At 71.5% G+C, this 22,087-nt stretch carries 20 protein-coding genes and 1 tRNA gene; 6 read left to right on the forward strand and 15 right to left on the reverse strand.

Features of this window, described 5'->3' with window-relative positions; translation table 11 throughout:
- Positions 1 to 31: 31 nt before the first annotated feature.
- From ACFW16_RS15320 to gltX, 3 genes are all read right to left on the reverse strand, one after another.
- Positions 32 to 244 (reverse strand): hypothetical protein, encoded by a 213-nt coding sequence (locus tag ACFW16_RS15320; protein WP_380306378.1) that lies wholly within the window; start codon positions 242 to 244, stop codon positions 32 to 34.
- Positions 237 to 1,553, reverse strand: a complete 1,317-nt coding sequence (locus ACFW16_RS15325; protein WP_380306380.1) for a citrate synthase — start codon at positions 1,551 to 1,553, stop codon at positions 237 to 239. Before ACFW16_RS15325 ends, ACFW16_RS15320 begins: the two co-directional genes overlap by 8 nt.
- A gap of 185 nt (positions 1,554 to 1,738) precedes the next feature.
- The gene (gene gltX / locus ACFW16_RS15330) at positions 1,739 to 3,145 is read right to left on the reverse strand and encodes a glutamate--tRNA ligase (RefSeq protein ID WP_380306382.1); all 1,407 of its coding nucleotides are present in this window, start codon (positions 3,143 to 3,145) and stop codon (positions 1,739 to 1,741) included.
- Positions 3,146 to 3,249: 104 nt separating this feature from the next.
- On the opposite strand from gltX, the gene ACFW16_RS15335 reads away from it, so the two are divergent.
- Positions 3,250 to 5,379 (forward strand): ComEC/Rec2 family competence protein, encoded by a 2,130-nt coding sequence (locus ACFW16_RS15335; RefSeq protein WP_380306384.1) that lies wholly within the window; start codon positions 3,250 to 3,252, stop codon positions 5,377 to 5,379.
- 4 nt (positions 5,380 to 5,383) lie between these two features.
- On the opposite strand, the gene ACFW16_RS15340 is transcribed toward ACFW16_RS15335, so the two are convergent.
- A complete protein-coding gene (locus ACFW16_RS15340) occupies positions 5,384 to 6,241 on the reverse strand; it encodes a phytanoyl-CoA dioxygenase family protein (protein WP_380306386.1) in 858 nt (285 codons plus the stop codon).
- 115 nt (positions 6,242 to 6,356) lie between these two features.
- On the opposite strand from ACFW16_RS15340, the gene ACFW16_RS15345 reads away from it, so the two are divergent.
- Positions 6,357 to 7,484, forward strand: a complete 1,128-nt coding sequence (locus ACFW16_RS15345) for a Gfo/Idh/MocA family protein (protein ID WP_380306388.1) — start codon at positions 6,357 to 6,359, stop codon at positions 7,482 to 7,484.
- Positions 7,485 to 7,564: 80 nt separating this feature from the next.
- Here ACFW16_RS15345 and ACFW16_RS15350 read toward each other — a convergent pair whose 3' ends face one another.
- Positions 7,565 to 8,275, reverse strand: coding sequence for an NIPSNAP family protein (locus ACFW16_RS15350; protein WP_380306389.1), 711 nt, complete (start codon positions 8,273 to 8,275; stop codon positions 7,565 to 7,567).
- Between the two features lie 84 nt (positions 8,276 to 8,359).
- On the opposite strand from ACFW16_RS15350, the gene ACFW16_RS15355 reads away from it, so the two are divergent.
- Positions 8,360 to 8,980 carry a TetR/AcrR family transcriptional regulator gene (locus ACFW16_RS15355; RefSeq protein WP_380306391.1) on the forward strand — a complete coding sequence of 207 codons (621 nt, stop codon included), beginning with the start codon at positions 8,360 to 8,362 and terminating at the stop codon, positions 8,978 to 8,980.
- Here ACFW16_RS15355 and ACFW16_RS15360 read toward each other — a convergent pair.
- The 10 genes from ACFW16_RS15360 to ACFW16_RS15405 form a co-directional block, all read right to left on the reverse strand.
- Positions 8,977 to 9,993, reverse strand: a complete 1,017-nt coding sequence (locus ACFW16_RS15360; protein ID WP_380306393.1) for a LacI family DNA-binding transcriptional regulator — start codon at positions 9,991 to 9,993, stop codon at positions 8,977 to 8,979. The genes ACFW16_RS15355 and ACFW16_RS15360 overlap by 4 nt on opposite strands.
- A gap of 28 nt (positions 9,994 to 10,021) precedes the next feature.
- The gene (locus ACFW16_RS15365; RefSeq protein WP_380306395.1) at positions 10,022 to 11,263 is read right to left on the reverse strand and encodes a PQQ-dependent sugar dehydrogenase; all 1,242 of its coding nucleotides are present in this window, start codon (positions 11,261 to 11,263) and stop codon (positions 10,022 to 10,024) included.
- A gap of 122 nt (positions 11,264 to 11,385) precedes the next feature.
- Positions 11,386 to 12,114, reverse strand: a complete 729-nt coding sequence (gene lexA, locus ACFW16_RS15370; protein ID WP_380306397.1) for a transcriptional repressor LexA — start codon at positions 12,112 to 12,114, stop codon at positions 11,386 to 11,388.
- Between the two features lie 130 nt (positions 12,115 to 12,244).
- Complete coding sequence (gene glp / locus ACFW16_RS15375) at positions 12,245 to 13,444, reverse strand: gephyrin-like molybdotransferase Glp (RefSeq protein ID WP_380306399.1); 1,200 nt, start codon at positions 13,442 to 13,444, stop codon at positions 12,245 to 12,247.
- The gene (gene moaC, locus ACFW16_RS15380; RefSeq protein WP_380306401.1) at positions 13,441 to 13,923 is read right to left on the reverse strand and encodes a cyclic pyranopterin monophosphate synthase MoaC; all 483 of its coding nucleotides are present in this window, start codon (positions 13,921 to 13,923) and stop codon (positions 13,441 to 13,443) included. The genes glp and moaC overlap by 4 nt, the downstream gene beginning before the upstream one ends.
- Entirely contained in the window at positions 13,920 to 14,741 is an 822-nt protein-coding gene (gene trpC / locus ACFW16_RS15385) for an indole-3-glycerol phosphate synthase TrpC (RefSeq protein ID WP_380306403.1), read from the reverse strand. Before trpC ends, moaC begins: the two co-directional genes overlap by 4 nt.
- Positions 14,738 to 15,763 (reverse strand): anthranilate phosphoribosyltransferase, encoded by a 1,026-nt coding sequence (gene trpD / locus ACFW16_RS15390; RefSeq protein ID WP_380306405.1) that lies wholly within the window; start codon positions 15,761 to 15,763, stop codon positions 14,738 to 14,740. The genes trpC and trpD overlap by 4 nt, the downstream gene beginning before the upstream one ends.
- Positions 15,760 to 16,344 carry an anthranilate synthase component II gene (locus ACFW16_RS15395; protein ID WP_380306407.1) on the reverse strand — a complete coding sequence of 195 codons (585 nt, stop codon included), beginning with the start codon at positions 16,342 to 16,344 and terminating at the stop codon, positions 15,760 to 15,762. Before ACFW16_RS15395 ends, trpD begins: the two co-directional genes overlap by 4 nt.
- A gap of 109 nt (positions 16,345 to 16,453) precedes the next feature.
- Positions 16,454 to 17,992: an anthranilate synthase component I gene (trpE, locus tag ACFW16_RS15400; RefSeq protein WP_380306409.1), complete on the reverse strand. Its 1,539-nt coding sequence runs from the start codon at positions 17,990 to 17,992 to the stop codon at positions 16,454 to 16,456.
- A gap of 207 nt (positions 17,993 to 18,199) precedes the next feature.
- Complete coding sequence (locus tag ACFW16_RS15405) at positions 18,200 to 20,071, reverse strand: peptidyl-prolyl cis-trans isomerase (protein WP_380306411.1); 1,872 nt, start codon at positions 20,069 to 20,071, stop codon at positions 18,200 to 18,202.
- Positions 20,072 to 20,237: 166 nt separating this feature from the next.
- Here ACFW16_RS15405 and tpiA point away from each other — a divergent pair, with 166 nt between their 5' ends.
- The 3 genes from tpiA to ACFW16_RS15420 all read left to right on the forward strand — a co-directional run bounded on the left by tpiA (position 20,238) and on the right by ACFW16_RS15420 (position 22,086).
- Positions 20,238 to 20,993 (forward strand): triose-phosphate isomerase, encoded by a 756-nt coding sequence (gene tpiA, locus ACFW16_RS15410; RefSeq protein WP_380306413.1) that lies wholly within the window; start codon positions 20,238 to 20,240, stop codon positions 20,991 to 20,993.
- Between the two features lie 95 nt (positions 20,994 to 21,088).
- Positions 21,089 to 21,165: transfer RNA gene (locus ACFW16_RS15415), tRNA-Pro, on the forward strand.
- Between the two features lie 21 nt (positions 21,166 to 21,186).
- Positions 21,187 to 22,086 carry a 2-dehydro-3-deoxygalactonokinase gene (locus ACFW16_RS15420; RefSeq protein WP_380306415.1) on the forward strand — a complete coding sequence of 300 codons (900 nt, stop codon included), beginning with the start codon at positions 21,187 to 21,189 and terminating at the stop codon, positions 22,084 to 22,086.
- The last annotated feature ends 1 nt before the right edge of the window (position 22,087 follow it).

Genomic DNA, 22,087 nt, shown 5'->3' on the forward strand with positions numbered 1-22,087 from the left:
GTTCCCGATCCGGCCCGCGGAAAGCTGGGTGTCAGGAAAACAGGTAGGTCAGCAGCGCGGCCCCGGCGAGGACCGCGAGGATGGCGGCGGCGGTGCGGAGCTTGGCGCGCAGCGGCGCCCGGTTCGTGTTCGCGGCCCGGGGCACCGCCCGCAGCCGCGGCATGGTCGAAATGCCGACCGGCCGGCCCGCGCGCCCTGGGGCGCTCGGGCCGGTGCGGTCGATCTGGGTGCCTCGCTTAGCCACGCCCGCTCAGCGGTACGAAGTCGCGCGGCGTGTGGCCGGTGAAGAGCTGGCGGGGCCGCCCGATCTTCTGGTGCGGGTCGCCGATCATCTCGGTCCACTGCGCGATCCAGCCGACGGTGCGGGCCACCGCGAACAGCACGGTGAACATGCTGGTCGGGAAGCCCATCGCCTTCAGGATGATGCCCGAATAGAAGTCGACATTCGGGTACAGCTTGCGCTCGACGAAGTACTCGTCCTCGAGCGCGATCTTCTCCAGCGCCATGGCGAGGTCGAGCAGCGGGTCCTTGATGCCGAGCTCCTCCAGCACCTCGTAGCAGGTGGCGCGCATCACCTTGGCGCGCGGGTCGTAGTTCTTGTAGACGCGGTGGCCGAAGCCCATCAGGCGGAACGGATCGTCCTTGTCCTTGGCGCGCTTGACGAATTCGCCGACGCGGTCCTTGGTGCCGATCTCGCCCAGCATCTTCAGCACCGCCTCGTTGGCGCCGCCATGGGCCGGGCCCCACAGCGAGGCGATGCCGGCGGCGATGCATGCGAAGGGGTTGGCGCCGCTGGAGCCGGCGAGGCGCACGGTCGAGGTCGAGGCGTTCTGCTCGTGGTCGGCGTGCAGGATCAGGATGCGGTCCATGGCGCGGGACAGCACCGGGTTCACCTTGTACGGCTCCGCCGGCACGGCGAAGGTCATGTACAGGAAGTTCTCGGCGAAGCTGAGATCGTTCCGCGGGTACATGAAGGGCTGGCCGACCGAATACTTGTAGGCCATGGCGGCCAGCGTCGGCAGCTTGGCGATCAGCCGGTGCGACGCGACCTCGCGCTGGCGCGGGTCATGGATGTCGGTCGAGTCGTGATAGAACGCCGACAGCGCGCCGGTGACGCCGCACAGCACCGCCATCGGGTGGGCGTCGCGGCGGAAGCCGCGGAAGAAGTGGTGGATCTGCTCGTGCACCATCGTGTGGCGGGTGATGGTGTGCTCGAACTCCGCGGCCTGGGCCGCGTTCGGCAGCTCGCCATGGAGCAGCAGGTAGCAGACCTCGAGGAAGTTGCTCTTCTCCGCCAGGTCGTCGATGGCGTAGCCGCGGTGCAGCAGGACGCCCTCGTCGCCGTCGATGAAGGTGATCTGGCTGTCGCAGGAGCCGGTCGAGGTGAAGCCGGGATCGTAGGTGAACATCCCGGTTTCGGCATAGAGTTTGCGGATGTCGATGACGCTCGGGCCCATGGTCCCGTCGATCACGGGCAACTCCACCGACTTACCGGTCGAGTTGTCGGTCAGCGTGACGGTCTTCTGCGCCACGGGGGTCTTCGTATCGGGCATGACGATGTCCTTGAGCGGGGGCTTCGTACTGGAAACGCAGATCATCCGCTCCGTCGGTCGCGAGGATAGTCGGCCGGCGGAGCAAGATCAACGCGACTTGGGTCCTCCCGACGACGGATTCCGATCGCCTGTTTTTTAGGCGTTCCCCGAATTATTCATCCGGATCAACCAGTTGCTGGTGCCTCCTAAGAGGCGCCTGCAACATCGCGGATCCGTCGCAGCGTCTCGTCCCGGCCGAGGATCGCGGCCACCTCGAAGATACCTGGGGACACGTTCGACCCGGTCAATGCCGCGCGCAGCGGCTGCGCCACCTTGCCCAGCTTCAGCCCCTCGGCCTCGGCGACGCGGTTGACCTCGGCCTCCAGCGCCGCCTCGGTCCAGTCGTTCAGGCCGGACAGCGCCACCAGCAGCCGGCCGAGCAGGGCGCGGGCGTCGTCGGTCAGGATCTTCTGCGCCGCCTCATTGATCGGCAGCGGGCCGGCGCGCAGGTAGAACAGCGCGCTATCGGCCAGCTCGACCAGCGTCTTGGCGCGCTGCTTCAGCCCGTTCATGGCGAGCAGCAGGATGGCCCGGTCGGCGTCGTCGAGGGAGCGGCCGAGCGCCGCCTCCAGATTCGGCGTGATCCGCTCCAAGAGCTCGGCGTCCGGCGTCTCGCGCATATAGATGCCGTTCAGGTTCTCCAGCTTGACGAAATCGAGGCGCGACGGCGAACGGCCGACGCCGTCGAGGTCGAACCACTCGATCGCCTTCTCGGTCGGGATCACCTCCTCGTCGCCATGGCCCCAGCCGAGCCGCAGCAGGTAGTTGCGCAGCGCCGCCGGCAGGTAGCCCATGTCGCGATAGGCCTCGATGCCCAGCGCGCCGTGCCGCTTCGACAGCTTGGCCCCGTCCGGCCCGTGGATCAGCGGGATATGCGCGAAGTCCGGCGGGGCCGTGCCGATGGCATTGTACAGCTGCACCTGGCGGAAGGTGTTGGTCAGGTGGTCGTCGCCGCGGATGATCTGGGTGATGCCCATGTCGATGTCGTCGACCACCACCGACAGCATGTAGACCGGCGTGCCGTCGGCGCGCAGCAGCACCATGTCGTCGAGCTGGTCGTTGCGAACGGTGACCGGGCCCTGGACCTTGTCCTCGACCGTGGTCTCGCCGGCCTGCGGTGCCTTCAGCCGGATCACCGGATCAACACCTTTCGGCGCCTCGGCCGGGTCGCGGTCGCGCCAATAGCCGTTGTAGCGCATCGGCTTGCCCTCGGCCTTGGCCTGCTCGCGCATCGCCTCCAGCTCGGCCGGCGAGCACCAGCAATGATAGGCCTTGCCCTCGGCCAGCAGCTTGCGCGCCACCTCCGCGTGCCGCTCGCGCCGCTCGAACTGCGACACGATCTCCTCGTCCCAATCCAGCCCGAACCAGGCCAGCCCGTCGATGATCTTCCGCACCGCGTCCTCGCTGGAGCGGGCGCGGTCGGTGTCCTCGATGCGCAGGCGGAAGACGCCGCCGTGATGGCGGGCATAGAGCCAGTTGTACAGGGCGGTCCGGGCCCCGCCGATATGCAGATAGCCGGTCGGGGAGGGGGCGAAGCGGGTCACGACCGTCATGGGCCAAATTCCACAGGGGCTGCTAGGATCAGTGCGAGAGGGTCCATAGCATAGGCCTCTGGCCCATGGCTAATGCGGGGGCATCGGTCGGAGTTCCGGGATCCGTGCGGGCGTCGCTGCGGCGGCTCGGCCCGGGCGGCTGGGGCATCGCGCGGCCGGATTGGGCGGGGCTGTTCGACGCCTTGGCCGGCGGCGTGCGGCGCCGGCTGGTGCTGCTGGTGCCCTGCGGCCTCGGCACCGGCATCGGCCTTTATTTCGCCCTGCCGCGGGAGCCGCCGCTGGCGGCGGGACTCGGTGCGCTGGTCCTGTCCGGCCTGCTCACCCTGCTGCTGCGCCGGCGGCCGCGGGCGCTGTGTTTCGCCGCATTGCTGCTGGCCGTCGCGGTGGGCTTCCTGGCGGCGGAGCTGCGCAGCCGGGCGGTGGCGGCGCCGCTGCTCGACCGCGAGCGGCGCGGCCTCGTGACCGGCACGGTTGAGACGGTCGAGCTGCTGCCGCAGGGCGTGCGCGTTGTGCTTGGCGACCTGATCCTGGAGGGGCTGGCGCCGGAGGCAACACCGGCGGCCGTGCGGCTGCGGCTGCTCGGGGCGGAGCAGGTGCCCGCGGCCGGGGACCGGATCCGGGTGCGGGCGACGCTGGCGCCGGTGGACGGGCCGGCCTATCCGGGCGGCTTCGACTTCCGGCGGCAGCTGTTCTTCCAGGGCATCGGCGGCACCGGCTTCGCCATGGGCCGGGTGGAGCGGCTGGACGCGGCCGACCCGGCGCCGTCCAGCCTGGCCCGGCTGCAGGACGGGATCGCCGCCCGGGTGCGGGCGCAGGTCGCCGGCGACGCCGGGGCCATCGCCGTCGCCTTCCTGACCGGCGAACGTGCCGGGATCAGCGACCAAGCCAACGAGGCGATGCGCGATTCCGGCCTGGCCCATCTGCTGTCGATCTCCGGCATCCATATCAGCCTGGTGGCGATCCTCCTGCTCGGCGCCGTCCGGCTGGGCCTGGTGCTGATCGAGCCCGTGGCGCTGCGCTGGCCGATCAAGAAATGGGCGGCCGGCATCGCGCTGCTCGGCATCGTCGGCTACACGATCCTGGTCGGGGCCTCGGTGCCGACGGTGCGGTCCTGCGTCATGACCGGCGTGGTCTTGCTGGCGGTGATGGCCGACCGGGTGGCGATCTCGATGCGGCTCGTCGCCCTGGCCGCCACGGTGGTGCTGCTGGTGGTGCCGGAGGCGCTGCCGGGGCCGAGCTTCCAGATGTCCTTCGCCGCGGTGATCGCCCTGATCGCGGCCTATGAGGCGCTGCGGCCGCATCTCGCCGGGTGGCGGGCCGAGGCCGGGCCGGCGCGGCGGGTCCTGTTCTATCTCGGCGGCATCGTGCTGACGACGCTGGTCGCCACGGTCGCGACCACGCCCTTCGCCATCTTCCATTTCCAGCGCTTTGCGCCGCTGGCCGTGGCCGCCAACCTGATGGCGATCCCGCTGACTTCGCTGTGGATCATGCCCTGCGTGCTGCTGGCCTATCCGGCCATGCTGCTGGGCCTCGACGGCTGGATGCTGCCGCTGCTGGGCTGGGGCATCGAGGCGATGCTGTGGGTGGCGAACACCGTCGCAGCCTGGCCGCTGGCCGCCTTCGCCGTGCCGGCGATCCCGGCCTGGGGGCTGGTCGCCGGCGCCGTCGGCGGGCTGTGGCTGTGCCTGGCCGGGGGACGGCTGCGCCTGCTGGGGCTGCTGGCCCTGCCGCTGGTGCTGGTCGCGGCGCTGACCGCACCGTCGCCGCAGATCCTGGTCGACGGCACCGGCCGGCTGGCGGCGGTGCGGGTGCCGGAGGGCGGGCTTTCCTTCTCCACCCGCCGCAGCGAGCGCTTCATCCGCGAGATCTGGCTGCGGGCCGAAGCCGCGGCGGAGGACGCGCCCTGGCCGCAGCAGGGGACGGCCGCCGGCGACCGGCTGGCTTGCGACCCGCGCGGCTGCCTCTACCGCTTCGGCGACCGGACGGTCGCCTTCACCCGCAGCGGCGAGGGCTTCGACGACGACTGCGCCGGTGCCGATCTCGTGATCACCGCCCTGGTGGCGCCGCGCTGGTGCCGGCCGCGCTTCGGCGTCTGGGACCGCTTCGACCTGCGCCGCAGCGGCAGCATCGCCGTCGATCTCTCGGGCCCGAAGCCCGAGGTCGCCACCGTGGCCGAGGCGGTCGGCGACCGCCCCTGGGCGCCGGCCCCGTTCCGGGCGGCGGCGTCCGAATGACCGGTCAGCGGGCCGTCGCCATCATCGTGCGGCCCTCGGCGTTGCCGGCCTTGGCCGCGTCCAGCACCTCCGGATAGGGGTAGTTCAGCCCCAGCAGCTGGCGCAGGTCGGGGCTGGCCTGCTCGACGAAGGCGCGGGGCAGGGCGGCCGGCATGTCCTCCATCGGCTTCACGAATTTCGGCAGGTACTGGATCAGGATCGCCGAGCGGTCCTGCCGCGACCGGTTCGGCATGGCGCAGTGCCAGACCGCGCCGAAGAACACCACGGTATCGCCCGGTTCGCCCAGCATGCGGGCGCAGCGCTCGTGGAAGCGGTCGCGCTCGGCCGGGTAGCGCAATTCCTTCTGCGTCCCCGGTACATAGGCGGTGGCGCCGGTCTCCTCGGTGAAGGGGTCCAGCAGGATGGTCGCCTGGGCGTTCAGCGGGAAGGCGGCGTTGATTCGCACCGGATGCGATTCCGGCTTGTGCAGGTCCCAGTAGGGGTAGTCGATATGCGGCTCCTGGCCCGGGCCGCCGGGCAGGATGCGGTTGGCCGCGATCGATCCCATGATGAACTCGCTGCCCAGGAAGGCGCGCATCACCGCCATCAGCGCCGGATGCGCCGCCATGCGCGAGAACACCTCGCCCTTGGCCAGCAGGTTCCACACCCGGCGCTGCAGGGCGATCTTGCCCTCCTGCTCGGCCGCGCCCTGGAAATGCGTGACCTTGGGGGCAGTACCCTCGGATTCGCGCATCACCACCGCCCGCGCCTCGGCGATCTCGGCCGGCGTGAACAGGCCGCGCAGCAGCACCGCGCCGGGGCCGTCCAGCAGCTCCGCCACGATCGCGGCCGGGTCGAGCGTGTCCGGTGTGTAGGTCTTCATGCCGTTCCTCCCCTGTCGGATGCCGTAGCGTAATCCGATTTGCAAGCGCTTGCAAATCGGATCGGGACCGGTAGAGTTCCGCGAGGTAGGATCACGTGGACCAGGGAGGACGCGAATGACGGGAACGCTCCGCATCGGGCTGATCGGGGCCGGCTACATGGGCAAGGCCCACAGCATCGGCCTGCAGCTGGTGCGAACGGCGTTCCAGCCGCCGCTGGTCCCGGTCTGCGAGATGATCTGCAGCACGACGGAGGAGGGCGCCGCCGCCCATGCCAAAGCCTGGGGCTGGAACCGGTCGACCGCGGACTGGCGGGCGCTGGTGGCCGACCCGGCGGTCGACGCGGTGATCATCGCCACCCCGCCGCGCACCCATCTGGCCATGGCGACCGAGGCGCTGCGCCTGGGCAAGCCGGTGTTCTGCGAGAAGCCGCTGGGCTGCGATCCGGCCGAATCCAAGGCGATGGTGGAAGCGGCGGACGCCGCGGGCGTCGCCACCATGGTCGGCTTCAACTACATCCGCACCCCGGCCAGCCAGCTGGCGAAGCAGATCATCGAGTCCGGCGAGATCGGCGAGGTGGTCCAGGTCACCGCCGAGCATGTCGAGGACTATCTGCACGACCCGCGGGCGCCGGCCTCCTGGCGCACCCGGATCGCCACCGGCACCGAGGCCGGGGCGCTGGGCGACGTCGCCCCGCACATCGTCAACGCCTGCCTGCGCCTGGTCGGGCCGATCGACTCGCTGGTCGCCGACCTGAATATCGTCCGGGCGACACGCCCGGGGCCCGAGGGCGAGGAGCGGGTGGAGAACGACGACCAGGGCCAGATGCTGCTGCGCTTCGCCAACGGCGCCACGGGATCTCTCAGCTTCAGCCGCGTCGCCGCCGGCCGGAAGATGGGCTACACCTACCGCATCACCGGCACCAGGGGCGCCCTGGCCTTCGACCAGGAGAACCAGAACGAGCTGTGGCTGTACGACGCCGCGCGGCCGGCGGCGCGCCAGGGCTTCCAGCGGCTGCTGACCGGGCCGGCGCATCCCGACTACCTGGCCTTCAACCAGGGCGTCGGCCACGGCACCGGCTACAACGAGCAGATCGCGATCGAGGCGCGCGACTTCCTGGAGGCGGTGGCCACCGGCCGCCCGGTCTGGCCGACCTTCCGCGACGGCTGGGAGGTCGACCGCGTGACCGCCGCCGCCCTGCGCTCGGCCCGCGAGCGGACGTGGGTGCGGATCTCGGAGATATAAGGCGTAGGTTGGGTTCGCAGCACGCGAACCCAACAATGGCTCGGGCTGCGCGATGTTGGGTTCGCATGCGCGAACCCAACCTACGGCCTCAGCCGCGACCGCGCGGTCGGCGACAGCAGCGCGACCTGCGGCGGCCGGTCCAGATGCGGCCGCAGCGCCTCGGCGAGGCCGGGGACGAGGCCATGGCGCTCATAGGCAGCCCGGTCCGGGACGCGGGAGAACCAGACGAAGGCGCGGGCGTCCTCGCGCACCGGCAGGGCCGGGAAGCCGTTCTCGCCGTGCTCGCTGACGAAGCTGGCCAGGACCGGCATGCCGGCATCGCGCAGCATGGGGATCAGAACGGCATCGAACACCTTCGGAAACCCGGCCTCCGCCTCCGGCCGAAGGTGCCAGGTCGTAGCCACGATGAGTCCGTCCGAGCCCGCATCGCTGCCCGGGGCAGGGCGGTCGCGGCCGAGCAGGAAGCCGGACTGTGGACGCGCCGGCCGCAGCAGCAGCACGTCGTCCGAATCGATCATGGCGGCATTGGCGGCGCTGCGATGCGCCTGCCACACCGGTCCGCCATAGAAGGCACGCAGTGACTCCGTCCGCGACCGCAGGTTCGGGAAGCCGCGCAGCCAGACGAAATGGTCGGGCGCATCGAGGTCGCGGAACTGGCCGATCACATCCATCCCGGCCGCCTCCTGCGTCTCGACGAACTCGCGGTCGAACAGCGTGATCAGCACGTCCCGCTGCCCCGGATGCAGCGTGTATCGTCGCAACTCCACGATCGGGCTGAAGGTCCCGTTCATGATCGCCCCTCCGTCAAACAGACCGGTTGTCCGGTTTCAGAACAGACTGATTGTCCGGTTGAGTCAATCTGCTACGGTGGGCGCATGACCGACGGCAGGCAGAAGCGCAGCTACGACCCCGAGGGCACGCGCCGGCGCCTGCTGGACGTGGCGGCGGAGGCGTTCCAGTCCCGTGGCTACCAGGGCACCGGCATGCACGAGCTGATGCGCGAGGCCGGGGTGACCGGCGGGGCGCTGTATCACCACTTTCCGACCAAGAAGGCGCTCGGCCTCGCCGTCATCCGCGACCGGGTGGCGGGCGAGGTGGAGGAGACCTGGATCGAGCCGGTCCGCACGGCGCCGGACGCGATCGACGGCATCGCCGGCGTGTTCGGCCGGATCGCCGCGGGGCTGCGGCGGCGCGGCGCCGTCTCCGGCTGTCCGCTGAACAACCTGGCGCTGGAGCTGTCCCTGGCCGATCCGGAGTTCCGCGCGGCGATGGATGCGGTGTTCGCGGCCTGGCGGGCGGCGCTTGCCGCGCGGCTGCGCGCCGACCAGGCGGCCGGCCGGCTGGCCCTGGCGGATGCCGACGACCTCGCCGCCTTCATCGTCGCCGCCTATTCCGGGGCGATGGCCCAGGCCAAGGCGCAGCAGGACGCCGCGCCGCTGGAAGCCTGCGCGCGACAGCTGATGCGGTATCTGGAAGGGTTGAGAACCGGCGCCTAGAGGCTGTCGCGCTCGACCAGGGCGATGTCGAACAGCCGGCCTTCGATCCGGTGGTTGGAATCGGCGAGCCGGGCGGCGATCTGGCCGATGGCGTGGCGCACCATCTCGGCCATCGGCTGGCGGACAGTGGTCAGGCGATAGCCGGGCCAGGCGGCCAGCGTCATGTCGTCGAAGCCGACGATGCCGATGTCCTTTGGCACGGCCAGACCGCGTTCGCGGCAGGCGTCGAGGGCGCCGAGCGCGAGAATGTCGTCGCCGCAGAACACCGCCTGCGGCCGGTACCGGTCGAGCAAGGCGTGCAGGCCGCGGCGGCCGTGCTCATGCGAATAGTCGCCGGCGAACTCCACGGCCAGGGGCCGCAGGCCTGCCGCTGTCAGCCCCTGGGCGAAGCCCGCGGCGCGGTCGATCGACGACGAATCGGCCGCGGCTCCGCCCAGGAAGGCCAGCTGCCGCAGGCCGCGCGCCAGCATCGCCTCGGCGACCAGGCGTCCGCCCGCGACATTGTCGACCGTCACCACCGGCACCGACGCCTCCGCCCGGCCGAACACATGCACCACCGGCAGCCCGGCGCGGGCGCAGGACTCGGCAAAGCCCTCCGGCGGCGCGGAGGTGGCGATCAGCACCGCGTCGACGCTGTATTGTAGCATCATGTCGAGGGCGGAGCCGGCGCCGCCGTCCTCCGACAGGTTGGCGATCAGCGGCCGCAGCCCGCGGCGCTGCAGCTCCCGCGTGAACAGGTCGAACACGTCCATGAAGGCGGGATTGGCGAAATGGCTCGAGACCAGCCCGACCAGCTCGGTCCGGCCGGTCATCAGGCTGCGCGCCAGCTGGTTGGGGCGATAGCCCAGCGCCTCGGCGGCGGCCAGCACGCGGGCCCGCATCCGGGGCGAGACGCTGGCGTCCTTGGTGAAGGTGCGGGAAACGGCCGAGATCGACACGCCGGCCGCCTCGGCGACCTGCTGCGCCGTGACCCGTTCGGCGCCGCCGGCCCGATGCCGGGTCCGGCCGCTCATGGCCCGCCGCCCTCGAGTCCGCGCCCGATCAAGGCGACGCGGCCGGCCGGGCGCGGGCGAGGCGCAGCAGCGTCCCGTTGTGGTCCTCGCTGATCAGGACGCTGCCATCCGCCAGCTCGGCCAAGCCGAGCGGCGCGCCCTGCGGCCTCACGCCCTTGGCGGCGTCCCAGCCCGAGACGAGCGGCTGCGGCTCGCCCTGTGGAAGGCCCCGATCGTCGATCGCCAGCGCCACGACCCGGTGCCCGGTGTCGCGATAGCCGTGATAGGTCATCAGCACCCGGCCCTCGAGGCCCGGCAGCGCCGATCCGCGATAGACGAGCATGCCGAGGGGCGCGGCATGCGGCGGCAGCAGCAGGGTCGGCACCTCGACCCGGCTGCAGTCGAAATGCGGGTATTCGGGGCTGGGCTTGCGGTCATCGTAGCAATAGGGCCAACCGTAATCGGCGTTCTCGCGAAGCACGGTGTAGAAATCATGCGGCAGCGCCTCGTCGGACAGGCCGGGATCGGCCTGGTCGATGGCGTCCCGCGCATTCACCAGGGCCAGCGGCGTGCCGTTCGGCAGCACCGCGAGCGCCATGCTGTTGCGCAGCCCGCGGGCGAAAGGGGCGAGCGTGCGGGCATCCGCGGGAAGGGCGTCGGCCGCCACGCGCAGGACGCTGCCGCGCGGCGGCGTGCCCCCGGTCTCCGGGCAGGGCTTGGCGGGATCCGGGGCCGAATCGTCGGCGCGCTCGCAGTGATCGGTCGCGGAACCGACATTGACGAAGAGGGCGCCGTCCGACGCCAGGGCCAGTGCGGCGAGGGGATGGCGGCCATCGTTCGGCAGGCCGGTCACCACGTCGCGCAGCGCGGCGGCCGGCTGCTCTGCCTTCGGGTCGACGGACACGACCCGGCCGGCCAGGCCGAGCAGCAGCGTCCCGTCCGCCGTCGGCACCAGGCCGTTCGGCCGGTCCAGCCTGGTCAGCAGCACCTGCGGCGCCCCGCGCCCGCCCTCGGGGAGGCGCAGCAGCCGGCCTCGTCCCTTCTCCCAGCTGCCCATGTCGGCGACGTAGATGTCGTCCCCGATCACGGCCACGCCGCGCGTGAAGCCGAGCCTGGACGCGACGAGGCCGACGCAGAGCCCGTCGGGGGTGCGAAGCGAGACCTTCGGAAAGCCGTCGCAGTCGCCGGAGGTGCGGTAGATGCCGGCGGCCTGTGCCGGAACGCCGGCGAAGATGCCGACACAGGGCAGGGCGAGTGCCAGCAGGCGAAGCAGCGATCGGCGCGGAATCATGCACGGACGTCCGGTGCGTTGCGGAACGCTGCACAGAGGACCGGACAAAGCACTATCCGGCAAGTCCGGACTGCGCCCGCGGGCAGCCTGCAGCGGCCCGTCGGGTCGGTCGTCGCCTGATCTTACGAATAGGTCCGCAGCAGCCCGACCAGACGCCCCTGGATGCGGACGCGATCGGAGGGCAAGTAGCGGGTCTCATAGGCTGGGTTGGCGGCCTCCAGCCCGACCGAGGCGCCCTTCTTGCGCAGCCGTTTCAGCGTCACCTCGTTGTCGTCGACCAGGGCGACCACGATGATGCCGGGATCGGCCGCGTCGCAACGTTTGATGATGACGGTGTCACCGTCCAGGATCCCGGCCTCGACCATGCTGTCGCCGGCGACTTCCAGGGCGTAGTGCTCGCCCGGGCCGAGCAGCGAGACCGGCACCTCGGCATAATTGGAATGGTCGCGCAGCGCCTCGATCGGCATGCCGGCGGCGATCCGGCCATAGAGCGGCAGGCGCACGCCGTGCTCGGGGCCGGCGAGATCGGCGCGTTCCAGCTTGCGGCCGGGCAGGGCGGCATCGGACCGCACCGGCCGGAAGGGAACGACATTGTCGTCCTCGGCCGGGGCCGTCGCCGGCGCGTCCGACTTCAGGCAGTCCGGCAGTCGCAGCACCTCCAGCGCCCTCGCCCGATGCGGCAGCCGCCGAATAAAACCGCGTTCCTCGAGGCCGGTGATCAGTCGATGGATGCCCGATTTCGACTTCAGGGCCAGGGCATCCTTCATCTCGTCGAAGGATGGACTGACGCCGTCCGCCTCCAGGCGGCGGTGAACGAACAACAACAACTCCTGTTGCTTTCGCGTCAGCAAGGCATCCTCCGTTCGCAGAGGCCGCGGCGCGGCCGAATCCCTGGAGAGAACATTAGGAGGAACAAAACAAAAACACAAGCGCCTAACTGTGGCACCGTCGGTTCTTTACTTCCTTGTAACGATCGGCGCGTCAGATCCCGTCGCCGAACAGCACCGCCTCCACGGCGCCGCCGCGCGCCGCAGCCGGGGCGCGGGGAGGGCGGATCACCAGCCCGTCGGCCGCGGCCAGCAGCGACAGCATCGAGCTGTCCTGGGTCGGGAACGGAGTGGCGACATAACCGGAATCCGTGCGTTCGATCCGCGCCCGCAGATAATCCTCGCGCCCGTCATTGGCCGGCAGGTCGCGGCCCAGCGTCGCAGTGACGCGGTTCTCCGGCGCCTCGGCCCCCTGCAGGGCCCAGACCGCCGGGCGCAGGAACAGCCAGCCGCAGACCATGGTCGATACCGGGTTGCCGGGCAGGCCGAGCAGCGGCGTGTCGCCAAGCCGGCCGAAGATCAGCGGCTTGCCCGGCCGCATCGCGATCTTCCAGAAGTCGAGCGCCAGGCCGCGCTCGCCCAGCACCGAGCGGATCAGGTCGTGCTCGCCGACCGAGGCGCCGCCGGTGGTGACGATCAGGTCGGCGCCATGGGCGCCGGCCGCCAGCGTCGCCAGCGAGTCGGCATTGTCGCGGGCGATGCCGAGATCGACCGGCTCGCCGCCGCAGCTGCGGATCAGGGCGGCCAGGGCATGGGTGTTGGAGCTGACGATCTGGCTGGGGCCCAGCGCCTCGCCCGGCAGCACGATCTCGTCGCCGGTCGCCAGCACCGCCACGCGCGGCCGGCGTCGCACCCGCAGCCAGGGATGGTTGGCCGAGGCGGCGATGCCGATGTCGCGCGCGGTCAGGCGCCGGCCGGGCTGCAGCAGCACCTCGCCGGCGCGGAAGTCGAGGCCGGCCTTGCGCACATGGCGGCCGGCGGCGACGCCCTCGCGCACCGTGACCCGGTCGCCCTCGGCGTCGGTGTCCTCCTGCAGCACCACGGCGTCGGCGCCGTCCGGCAGCGGCGCGCCGGTGAAGATGCGGACGCATTGTCCGGGATCGACCGAGCCCTCGAAGCGACCGCCGGCCGGAACCTCGCCGATCCGCCGCAGCGTCGCCGGCACGGCGGCGACATCGGCGGCCCGCACCGCCCAGCCGTCCATGGCGGAGACGTCGAGCGGCGGCTGGGTCAGCCGCGCCGCCACCGGCTCGGCCAGGATCCGGCCCAGCCCGGCGGGCAGGGGCACGGTCTCGGCCGGCAGGGCGGCGAAGGCGGCGAGGATGCGGGCGCGGGCCTCGGCGACCGGGATCATGGCTGGGCCTCCCAGGTGCCCGACCGGCCGCCGGATTTGTGCAGCAGCCGGAGGTCGGTCACGACCATGCCGCGGTCGACCGCCTTGCACATGTCGTAGACGGTCAGGGCGGCGACCGAGGCCGCGGTCAGCGCCTCCATCTCCACCCCGGTGCGATGGGTGACCTTGACCGTGGCCTCGATCTCGACCCGGCTGTGCTCGGCGTCGCAGCGCAGCGCCAGCTCGACGCTGGACAGCGGCAGCGGGTGGCACAGCGGGATCAGGTCGGATGTGCGCTTGGCCGCCATGATGCCGGCGATGCGGGCGATGCCCAGCACGTCGCCCTTGGCATGGCCGCCGGAGGCGATCAGGGCCAGCGTCTCCGGCTTCATCTCCACCCGGCAGCCGGCCCGCGCCACCCGCACCGTCGTGTCCTTGCCGGAGACGTCGACCATGCGCGCCTGGCCGGCCGAATCGAAATGGGTCAGCTCGCCGGTCATGCCGCCGAGGACCTCGCGTCCGGCGTGAGCAGGGAGCGGGTGGCGGCGGCGACGTCGTCGTGGCGCATCAGGCTTTCGCCGATCAGGAAGGTGGTGGCGCCGACGCGGGCCATCCGGGCCAGGTCGGCCGGGGCGGACAGCCCGCTCTCGGCCACCAGCAGCCGGTCGCCCGGCACCTGCGCCGCCAGCGCCTCGGTGGTGGCGAGGTCGACCTGCAGGGTCTTGAGGTTGCGGTTGTTGATGCCGAGCAACGGCGAGCGCAGCTTCAAGGCCCGGTCCAGCTCGGCCGCGTCATGCACCTCGACCAGCACGTCCAGGCCGATGTCGATCGCCGCCTGCTCCAGCTCCCGCGCGGTGGCATCGTCCAGCGCCGCCATGATCAGGAGGATGCAGTCGGCGCCGAGCGCCCGGGCCTCGACGACCTGGTAGGGATCGATCATGAAGTCCTTGCGCAGCACCGGCAGATCGACGGCAGCGCGGGCGGCGGTCAGGTACTCGTCGGCGCCCTGGAAATACGGCACGTCGGTCAGCACCGACAGGCAGGTGGCGCCGCCGTCGCGATAGGCACGGGCGAGGGCCGGCGGGTCGAAATCCGGGCGGATCAGCCCCTTCGACGGCGAGGCCTTCTTGATCTCGGCGATCAGGCCGTAGCGGCCTTCGGCCTGGGCCCGGCGCAGCGCCGCGACGAAGCCGCGCGGCGGCGCGGCCCGGTCGGCGAGATCCGCCAGCCGCCTCATCTCGGCCGGCGGCACCGCCGCCTTGCGGGCCTCGATGTGCCGGCGCTTGTCGGCGACGATGCGGGTGAGGGTGTCGCTCATGCCGTTCCCTGGCTCGTGATCCGGGCCAGCCGCTCGAGGACATGGGCGGCCGAGCCGTCGTCGATGGTGCGGGCCGCGAGGGCGGCGCCGTCGGTCAGTGTAGAGACCCGGTCGGCGACGATGAAGCAGGCTGCGGCATTCAGCAGCACGATGTCGCGATAGGCGCCCTGCGCCCCGCCCAGCACGGCGCGCAGGGCGGCCGCGTTGGTCGCGGGATCGCCACCCTTGAGGTCCTCGGGCACCGCTCGGCGCAGCCCGGCATCCTCGGGCGTCACGGTCAGGCGCCGGATCTGGCCGCCGCGCAGCTCCGCCACCGCGGTCGGGCCGGTGGTGGTCATCTCGTCGAGCCCGTCGCTGCCATGTACCACCCAGGCGGTCTCGCTGCCCAGCTGGTTCAGCGCCTGCGCCACCGGCTCGACCCAGGCCTCGGCGAAGACGCCGAGCAGCTGGCGCTTCACCCCGGCCGGGTTGGCCAGGGGGCCGAGCAGGTTGAAGATGGTGCGGGTGCCCAGCTCCTGCCGTGCCGGGCCGACATGGCGCATGGCGCTGTGATACAGGGGCGCGAACAGGAAGCCGATCTGGGCTTCCCACAGCGCCTCGCGCATCACCTCGGGCGGCGCCTCGACATTGACGCCCAGCTCGGCCAGGACGTTGGCCGCGCCGGTCAGGCTGGAGGCGGCGCGGTTGCCGTGCTTGGCCACCGGCACCCCGGCGCCGGCCAGGACGAAGGAGACGGCGGTCGAGACGTTGAAGGAGCCGGAATTGTCGCCGCCGGTGCCGCAGCAGTCGATGGCGCCGTCCGGCGCGTCGATGGTCACCGCCTTGTCCCGCATCACCCGGGCGGCGGCGGCGATCTCCTCCGGCGTCTCGCCGCGGACCCTGAGCGCCATCAGGAAGCCGCCGATCTGCGCCGGCGTCGCCTCGCCCGACATGATGATCTCGAAGGCGGCGCGGGCGTCGGCGGCGTCCAGCGGGCGACCGAGGGCCGCCTTGGCGATGAAGGGTCGCATCTCGGTGGTCATGCCGCGTTCCGCCGCTCGGCGATGGCCAGGAAGTTCTGCAGGATCTTGTGGCCGTATTGCGAGGCGATGCTCTCCGGATGGAACTGCACGCCGTGGATCGGCAGGGTCCTGTGCCGCAGCGCCATGATCACCCCGTCCTCGGTCCAGGCCGTGGCCTCCAGGCTGTCCGGCATGCTGTCGGGCTCGATCGTCAGCGAATGGTAGCGGGTGGCCTCGAAATTGTCGGGCAGCCCGGCCAGAACGCCGCCGCCATGGTGGTGCACCGGGCTGATCTTGCCGTGCATCGGCTCCGGCGCGCGGACGATCCTGCCGCCGAAGACCTGGCCGATCGCCTGGTGGCCCAGGCAGACGCCGAACACCGGCACCCGGCCGGCGGCGGCCTGGATCAGGTCCATGCAGATCCCGGCCTTGTCCGGGTCGCAGGGGCCGGGGGAGATGACGATGCCGTCGGGCCGCAGCGCCAGCGCCTCGTCGACCGTCAGCGCGTCGTTGCGGCGGACCTCGGTGTCGGCCCCGAGCTCGCCGAGGTAATGCACCAGGTTGTAGGTGAAGCTGTCGTAGTTATCGATCAGCAGAAGCATGGGAGTCGCCCTTTCGAGGCGTGGGAATGGGGAGGAGCGGCGGCGATCCGGCCGGCCTCACCATCGATGCAGCAGGGGGCGATGCTGCTGCTGCGAAAGGATGCGATCTCTAGACATGACCCATGGGCCGGTTGCCGTTGCGCGGCCGGTTGGCGAAGCGTACCGCATCTTCGGCGGCGCGCACCAGCGCCCGCGCCTTGTTGCGGGTCTCCTGGTACTCGCCCTCCGGGCTGCTGTCGGCGACGACGCCGCCGCCGGCCTGGATATAGAGCGTGTCGTCCTTCACCACCGCGGTGCGCAGGGCGATGCAGGTGTCCATGTCGCCATTGGCGCCGAAATAGCCCATCGCCCCGGCATAGATGCCGCGCCGCGCCACCTCCAGCTCGTCGATGATCTCCATCGCCCGCACCTTCGGCGCGCCGCTGGTGGTGCCGGCCGGGAAGCCGGCGGCCAGCGCCGCCACCGCGTCCTTGTCCGGCGTGATCCGGCCGACGACGTTGGAGACGATGTGCATGACGTGGGAATAGCGCTCGACGATGAAGCGGTCGGTCACCTTGACCGAGCCGATCTGCGCCACCCGGCCGACATCGTTGCGTCCGAGGTCGAGCAGCATCAGATGCTCGGCCCGCTCCTTCGGATCGGCCAGCAGGTCCTGCTCCAGCGCCACATCCTCCTCCGGCGTGGCGCCGCGCGGGCGGGTGCCGGCGATCGGCCGGATGGTGACCTCGCCGTCGCGCAGCCGCACCAGGATCTCCGGGCTCGACCCGACGATGGCGAAGTCGCCGAAGTTCTGGAACACCAGGAAGGGCGACGGGTTCAGCCGCCGCAGCGCCCGGTACAGGGCGAAGGGCGGCAGGGTGAAGGGCAGCGAGAAGCGCTGCGACAGCACCACCTGGAAGATGTCGCCGGCGCGGATGTACTCCTTCGCCCGCTCGACCACCGCGTGATACTCCTCCCGCGTCATGTTCGAGCTCGGCTCGGGCAGGGCCGGCACGGTGCCCTCGGCCGTCGCCTCGCGGTGCGGCAGGCTGGCTTCGAAGCGGGCGACCACGTCCGACAGCCGCTCGCAGGCCGCCTCATGCGCCTGTTCCGCCGTCACCGCCGGGTCCGGGAACACCGGGGTGACGATGGTGACGACGTCGGCGATGGTGTCGAAGACGCAGACGATGGTCGGCCGCATCATGATCGAATCCGGCACGCCCAGCGTGTCCGGATTGGTGTCGGGCAGCGCCTCCATCTGCCGGACCATGTCGTAGCCGAGATAGCCGAACAGCCCGGCGGCCAGCGGCGGGAAGCCGCGCGGCAGGTCGATGCGCGATTCCGCGATCAGGTCGCGCAGGCTGTCGAGCGGCTTGCGGTCGACCGGCGTGAAGGTGTCGAGGTCGGCCAGAGCCTTGCGGTTGATCTCGACCGTCTCGCCGCGGCAGCGCCAGATCAGGTCGGGGCGCAGCCCGATGGCGCTGTAGCGGCCGCGGATGGCGCCGCCTTCGACCGATTCGAGCAGGAAGGAATAAGGCTCGTCCCCGGCCAGCTTGAGCATGGCCGAGACCGGGGTGTCGAGATCGGAGACGAGGCGGGTCCAGACGACCTGGGGTTTGCCGGCGTGGTAGGTGTCGGCGAAGGCGTCAAAAGCCGTGGAATCCGGCATGGTGGTGACCTGCGATGAGGGGAGCGGGATGGGCGGGGGCGGAGCGGTCGCCGCCACGCCATCGCTCCCCGCCGCCTGCCCGGCGCCCCCGGGCTGCAGTCCCCGCCGGCCAGCGCCAGCCCTTCGCCTCTCCGCGCGGAGAGAACGGGGCCGCCGGACCAGGTCCGGCGCAGGGGCGCTGCGACGCCGCGAGGGGGATCATCGACATCATTCCTGGTAGTTCAACCGGGCGAGAACCGCCTGGTCAATGGTGACTCCGTAGCGGGCGCGCAGCGCCTGGTCCAGGCCGCCGCCGATATCGACCGCGAGGCCGCGCCGCAGATCCTGCTTCACCGCGGCTTCCGCCGTGGCGTCGGGCTTGGCCGGCTCGACCCTGGTCAGGCGGGCGACCACCCGGCCGCCCGGGGTCTCCGCCGTCGCCGTGCCGCCGACCTGGGCGGCGAACAGGTCGCGCACCAGCGCCGCGGGAACGGCGCCGGCATTGCTGCCGTCGCGCAACAGCGCCGGGGTCTCGGCATACTGCCCGCCGACCGCCTTGGCCACGTCGGCCGCGGCCTCGCCGGTGGACAGGCGCTTGGCGACGTCGGTCGCCAAGGTAGCAGCCGCCTCGGCCTGCTTCTGCTCGGTCCAGGCCGCGGCGACCTCGTCCCGCACCTTGGCCAGCGGCTCGGTCGCTGGCGGCACGATGCTGTCGACCCGGACGATGAAGGAGGTCTTGTCGTCGATCGTGCCCATCGGGCTGACATCGCCCTGCTGCGCCTGGAAGGCGGCCTGCAGGATCTGCGCCTGGCCGGGCAGCGGCGGCAACGGCTGGCCGCTCTGGGTGGTGCCGTCCTGGGCCACGGCCGGGACCGCGGTGACGGTGAAGCCGAACTCCTGCGCCGCCTTGTCGATCGGCACGGCGTCGGCCAGCGCGTCCTCGAACTTGTTGGCGGCGTCGTACAGGGCGTCGGCCGCCTTGCTCTGCTTCAGCTGGGCCTCGATCTCGGCCCGGGCCTCCTCGAACGGCACCGTGCGGGCCGGCTGGACGCCGGTCAGCACCAGCACGTGCCAGCCGAAGGGCGACTGCACCGGATCGGTCGTCTGGCCCTCGGTCAAGGTGAAGGCCGGATCGGCCAGGGCCGGGATCGGCATCGCCGACTTGGCGGTCAGGTCGACCGGGATCAGCTTGACCGCGGCGTTTCGGGCTTCGTCCACCGCCTGCTGCACCGCCTTGCCGCCGCGCACCGCCGCGGCGATCTGGTCGGCCAGCTCCTTGGTCGGGGCGATCACCTGGTCGAAGCGGCGCATCTCCGGCATCTGATAATTCGCCGGGTTTTTGTCGTATTGGGTGCGTGCCTCGTCCTCCGACACCGTCACATTCTTGGCGAACTCGTCGGTGTTCAGCAGCACGACGCTCAGCGTCCGGTACTCGGGCGACTGGAACTTGTCGCCGTGGTCCTTGTGATAGGCCTCGAGATCGGCCTGGGTCGGCTGCGGCACGCCGGTCTGGTCGGCGTTGCGCAGCGTGATCGTATCGGCCACCCGCGCCTCGCGGCGATAGCGATAGATCGGGTCGACCAGCGCCTGCGGCGGCTCGGCGCCGCTGAACAGCGCCCGCATCACCTGCTGCTGCTGCATCTGGCCGCGCTGATAGGCGATGAAGCCGGCCTCGTTGGTGCCGCCGGCCTGCAGCATCTGCAGGAATCGATCGCGGCTGAACTGGTTGGTGGCCGGGTCGCGGAACCGCGGGTCGACGCGCACGGCGTCGGCGACCGCGTCGGTCGACAGGTCGTAGCCGAGATCGGCGGCCAGCTGGTCGTACAGGAAGCCGGAGATCATGCTGTCCAGCACCCGCGCCGGCAGGCCGAGCTGCTGGGCGACGGAGAGCGGCAGCTGCTGGCTCTGCGCCAGGGAGCGGAACTGGCTGTCCAGCTGCTGCAGGCTGATCGTCTGCTCACCCACCGTCGCCACCGTGTCGGACTGGCCGCGGTTGCGGAAGATGTCGCCGATGCCCCAGACCGCGAAGCTCAGGATCAGGAGGACGAACAGCACCTTGACGATGATGGAGCCGGCCTTGTGGCGGAGGATCTGCAGCATGACGACCGTAAACAAAGGGCGAGGCCGCGCCGGTCTCCCGGGCGGTTGGGCGGCGCATCATAGGTGCGGCCTTGCCGGGCAGCAATGCACAAGGCGTGACCGTAGCGTCATGGCGCCGGGGTTGGTACATGAAGGGCGACATTGAGGACCAGCCGGAGAGAGGCCGATGGCGCGGAAGCTGATTGCGGGCAACTGGAAGATGAACCTGCTGCGCACCGGGGGCACGGCGCTGGCCCGCGACCTCGCCCTGCGGCTGGCCCGCACGGTCGATCCGGCCTTCGACCTGCTGGTCTGCCCGCCGGCCACCATCCTCGCGCCGATCGCCGACGCGGTGCAGGGCAGCGGCCTCCTGGTCGGCGGCCAGGACTGCCACAGCGCGCAGGAGGGCGCCCATACCGGCGACATCGCGGCGCGGATGCTGGCCGATCTCGGTTGCAGCCACGTCATCGTCGGCCATTCCGAGCGGCGCCAGGACCACGGCGAGATCGACCTGGTGGTGGCGGAGAAGGCGGCGGCGGCCCAGGCCGAGGGGCTGGTCGCGATCATCTGCATCGGCGAGACCGAGGCGGAGCGCAACGAGGGCCGGGCGCTGCAGGTGTGCAGCCGCCAGATCGCCGGGTCGCTGCCGCGCGGGGCGACGGCGGAGAACACGGTGATCGCCTATGAGCCGGTCTGGGCCATCGGCACCGGCCGCACCCCGACCGCGGCCGACGTCGCCGAGGTGCACGCCCATATCCGGGCGGCGTTGGGCGCCCATGTCCCGGCCGAGGCGGCGGGCATCCGCATCCTCTATGGCGGCTCGGTCAAGCCCGGCAATGCGGCCGAACTCTTGGCGGTGCCCAATGTCGACGGCGCCCTGGTCGGCGGCGCCAGCCTGAAGGCCGACGACTTCTGGGCGATCGCCGAGGCCGGCGCCGGTTGACCGCATCGCCTCAGCATCGTCGTTGCATAGGGGCGGGGCGGTGGCTATAGTCCCGCCCGCTCGCCGCCCGGTTCTGCCCGGCGGCGGCCCCCGGTCGGAGCGTAGCGCAGCCTGGTAGCGCACTTGCATGGGGTGCAAGGGGTCGCGAGTTCGAATCTCGCCGCTCCGACCATTTTCTTCCGGACTCTCGATCATGCTCGTCGCCCTCGACTGGGGAACCTCCTCGCTCCGCGCCTGGCTGCTCGACGCCGACGGCGCCGTGCGGGACGAGGCCGCGGCCCCGCTCGGCATCCTCAAGGTTCCCGGCGGCGACTTCGATGCCGTGTTCCGCCAGGTGGCGGAACGCTGGCTTCCCACCGCCGCCATCGCCTCCGGCATGATCGGCAGCCGCCAGGGCTGGGCCGAGGCGCCCTACGCCCGTTGCCCGGCCGACGAGGCGGCGCTGGTCGCCGGCCTGATCGAGGTGCCGACCTCGCTGGGCGTGACCCTGCGAATCGTCCCCGGCGTCAGCCGGGTCGACGCCGACGGCATCCCCGACGTGATGCGCGGCGAGGAGGTGCAGATCCTCGGCGACGCGCCGGCCGCCGGCCGACGCCTCTACGTCCTGCCCGGCACGCACAGCAAATGGGCCCTGGCCGAGGACGGCAAGATCGCCTGGTTCGCCACCTCGATGACCGGCGAGGCCTTCGCCGTCCTGGCCGAGCACAGCATCCTCGGCCGGCTGATGGACGGCCGCGCCTATGACCAGCCGGCCTTCCGCCGCGGCCTCACGGTCGGCGCCTCGGCCGGCGGCGGCCTGCTGCGCCGGCTGTTCAGCGCCCGCACCCTGGGTCTGTTCGGCGAGCTAGAGCCGAAGGCGGCGGGATCCTATCTCTCCGGCCTGCTGATCGGGGCCGAGGTGGCCGACGCCCGCGCCACCGTGGCCGCCGCCACCGGCGCCGCGCCGGAGGAGGTCACCATCGTCGGCGGCGCCGAGCTGTCGGCCCGCTACGCCGAGGCGATCGAGGCCGCGGGGCTGCGCAGCCGCATCGCCCCGGCCGACACCACGGTCAAGGCGCTGTGGCGCCTGGCCAAGCATGCGGAGCTGGTGTGAG

Source organism: Inquilinus sp. NPDC058860, assembly GCF_042743185.1.
Taxonomy (GTDB): domain Bacteria; phylum Pseudomonadota; class Alphaproteobacteria; order DSM-16000; family Inquilinaceae; genus Inquilinus.

Bases quoted from the DNA above. Each gene is read 5' to 3' on its own strand.
- ACFW16_RS15325 (WP_380306380.1), bottom strand. From the start codon at position 1,553: ATGCCCGATACGAAGACCCCCGTGGCGCAGAAGACCGTCACGCTGACC.
- gltX (WP_380306382.1), bottom strand. From the start codon at position 3,145: ATGACGGTCGTGACCCGCTTCGCCCCCTCCCCGACCGGCTATCTGCAT.
- ACFW16_RS15340 (WP_380306386.1), bottom strand. From the start codon at position 6,241: ATGAAGACCTACACACCGGACACGCTCGACCCGGCCGCGATCGTGGCG.
- ACFW16_RS15345 (WP_380306388.1), top strand. From the start codon at position 6,357: ATGACGGGAACGCTCCGCATCGGGCTGATCGGGGCCGGCTACATGGGC.
- ACFW16_RS15350 (WP_380306389.1), bottom strand. From the start codon at position 8,275: ATGAACGGGACCTTCAGCCCGATCGTGGAGTTGCGACGATACACGCTG.
- ACFW16_RS15355 (WP_380306391.1), top strand. From the start codon at position 8,360: ATGACCGACGGCAGGCAGAAGCGCAGCTACGACCCCGAGGGCACGCGC.
- ACFW16_RS15360 (WP_380306393.1), bottom strand. From the start codon at position 9,993: ATGAGCGGCCGGACCCGGCATCGGGCCGGCGGCGCCGAACGGGTCACG.
- ACFW16_RS15365 (WP_380306395.1), bottom strand. From the start codon at position 11,263: ATGATTCCGCGCCGATCGCTGCTTCGCCTGCTGGCACTCGCCCTGCCC.
- glp (WP_380306399.1), bottom strand. From the start codon at position 13,444: ATGATCCCGGTCGCCGAGGCCCGCGCCCGCATCCTCGCCGCCTTCGCC.
- moaC (WP_380306401.1), bottom strand. From the start codon at position 13,923: ATGACCGGCGAGCTGACCCATTTCGATTCGGCCGGCCAGGCGCGCATG.
- trpC (WP_380306403.1), bottom strand. From the start codon at position 14,741: ATGAGCGACACCCTCACCCGCATCGTCGCCGACAAGCGCCGGCACATC.
- trpD (WP_380306405.1), bottom strand. From the start codon at position 15,763: ATGACCACCGAGATGCGACCCTTCATCGCCAAGGCGGCCCTCGGTCGC.
- ACFW16_RS15395 (WP_380306407.1), bottom strand. From the start codon at position 16,344: ATGCTTCTGCTGATCGATAACTACGACAGCTTCACCTACAACCTGGTG.
- trpE (WP_380306409.1), bottom strand. From the start codon at position 17,992: ATGCCGGATTCCACGGCTTTTGACGCCTTCGCCGACACCTACCACGCC.
- ACFW16_RS15405 (WP_380306411.1), bottom strand. From the start codon at position 20,071: ATGCTGCAGATCCTCCGCCACAAGGCCGGCTCCATCATCGTCAAGGTG.
- tpiA (WP_380306413.1), top strand. From the start codon at position 20,238: ATGGCGCGGAAGCTGATTGCGGGCAACTGGAAGATGAACCTGCTGCGC.
- ACFW16_RS15420 (WP_380306415.1), top strand. From the start codon at position 21,187: ATGCTCGTCGCCCTCGACTGGGGAACCTCCTCGCTCCGCGCCTGGCTG.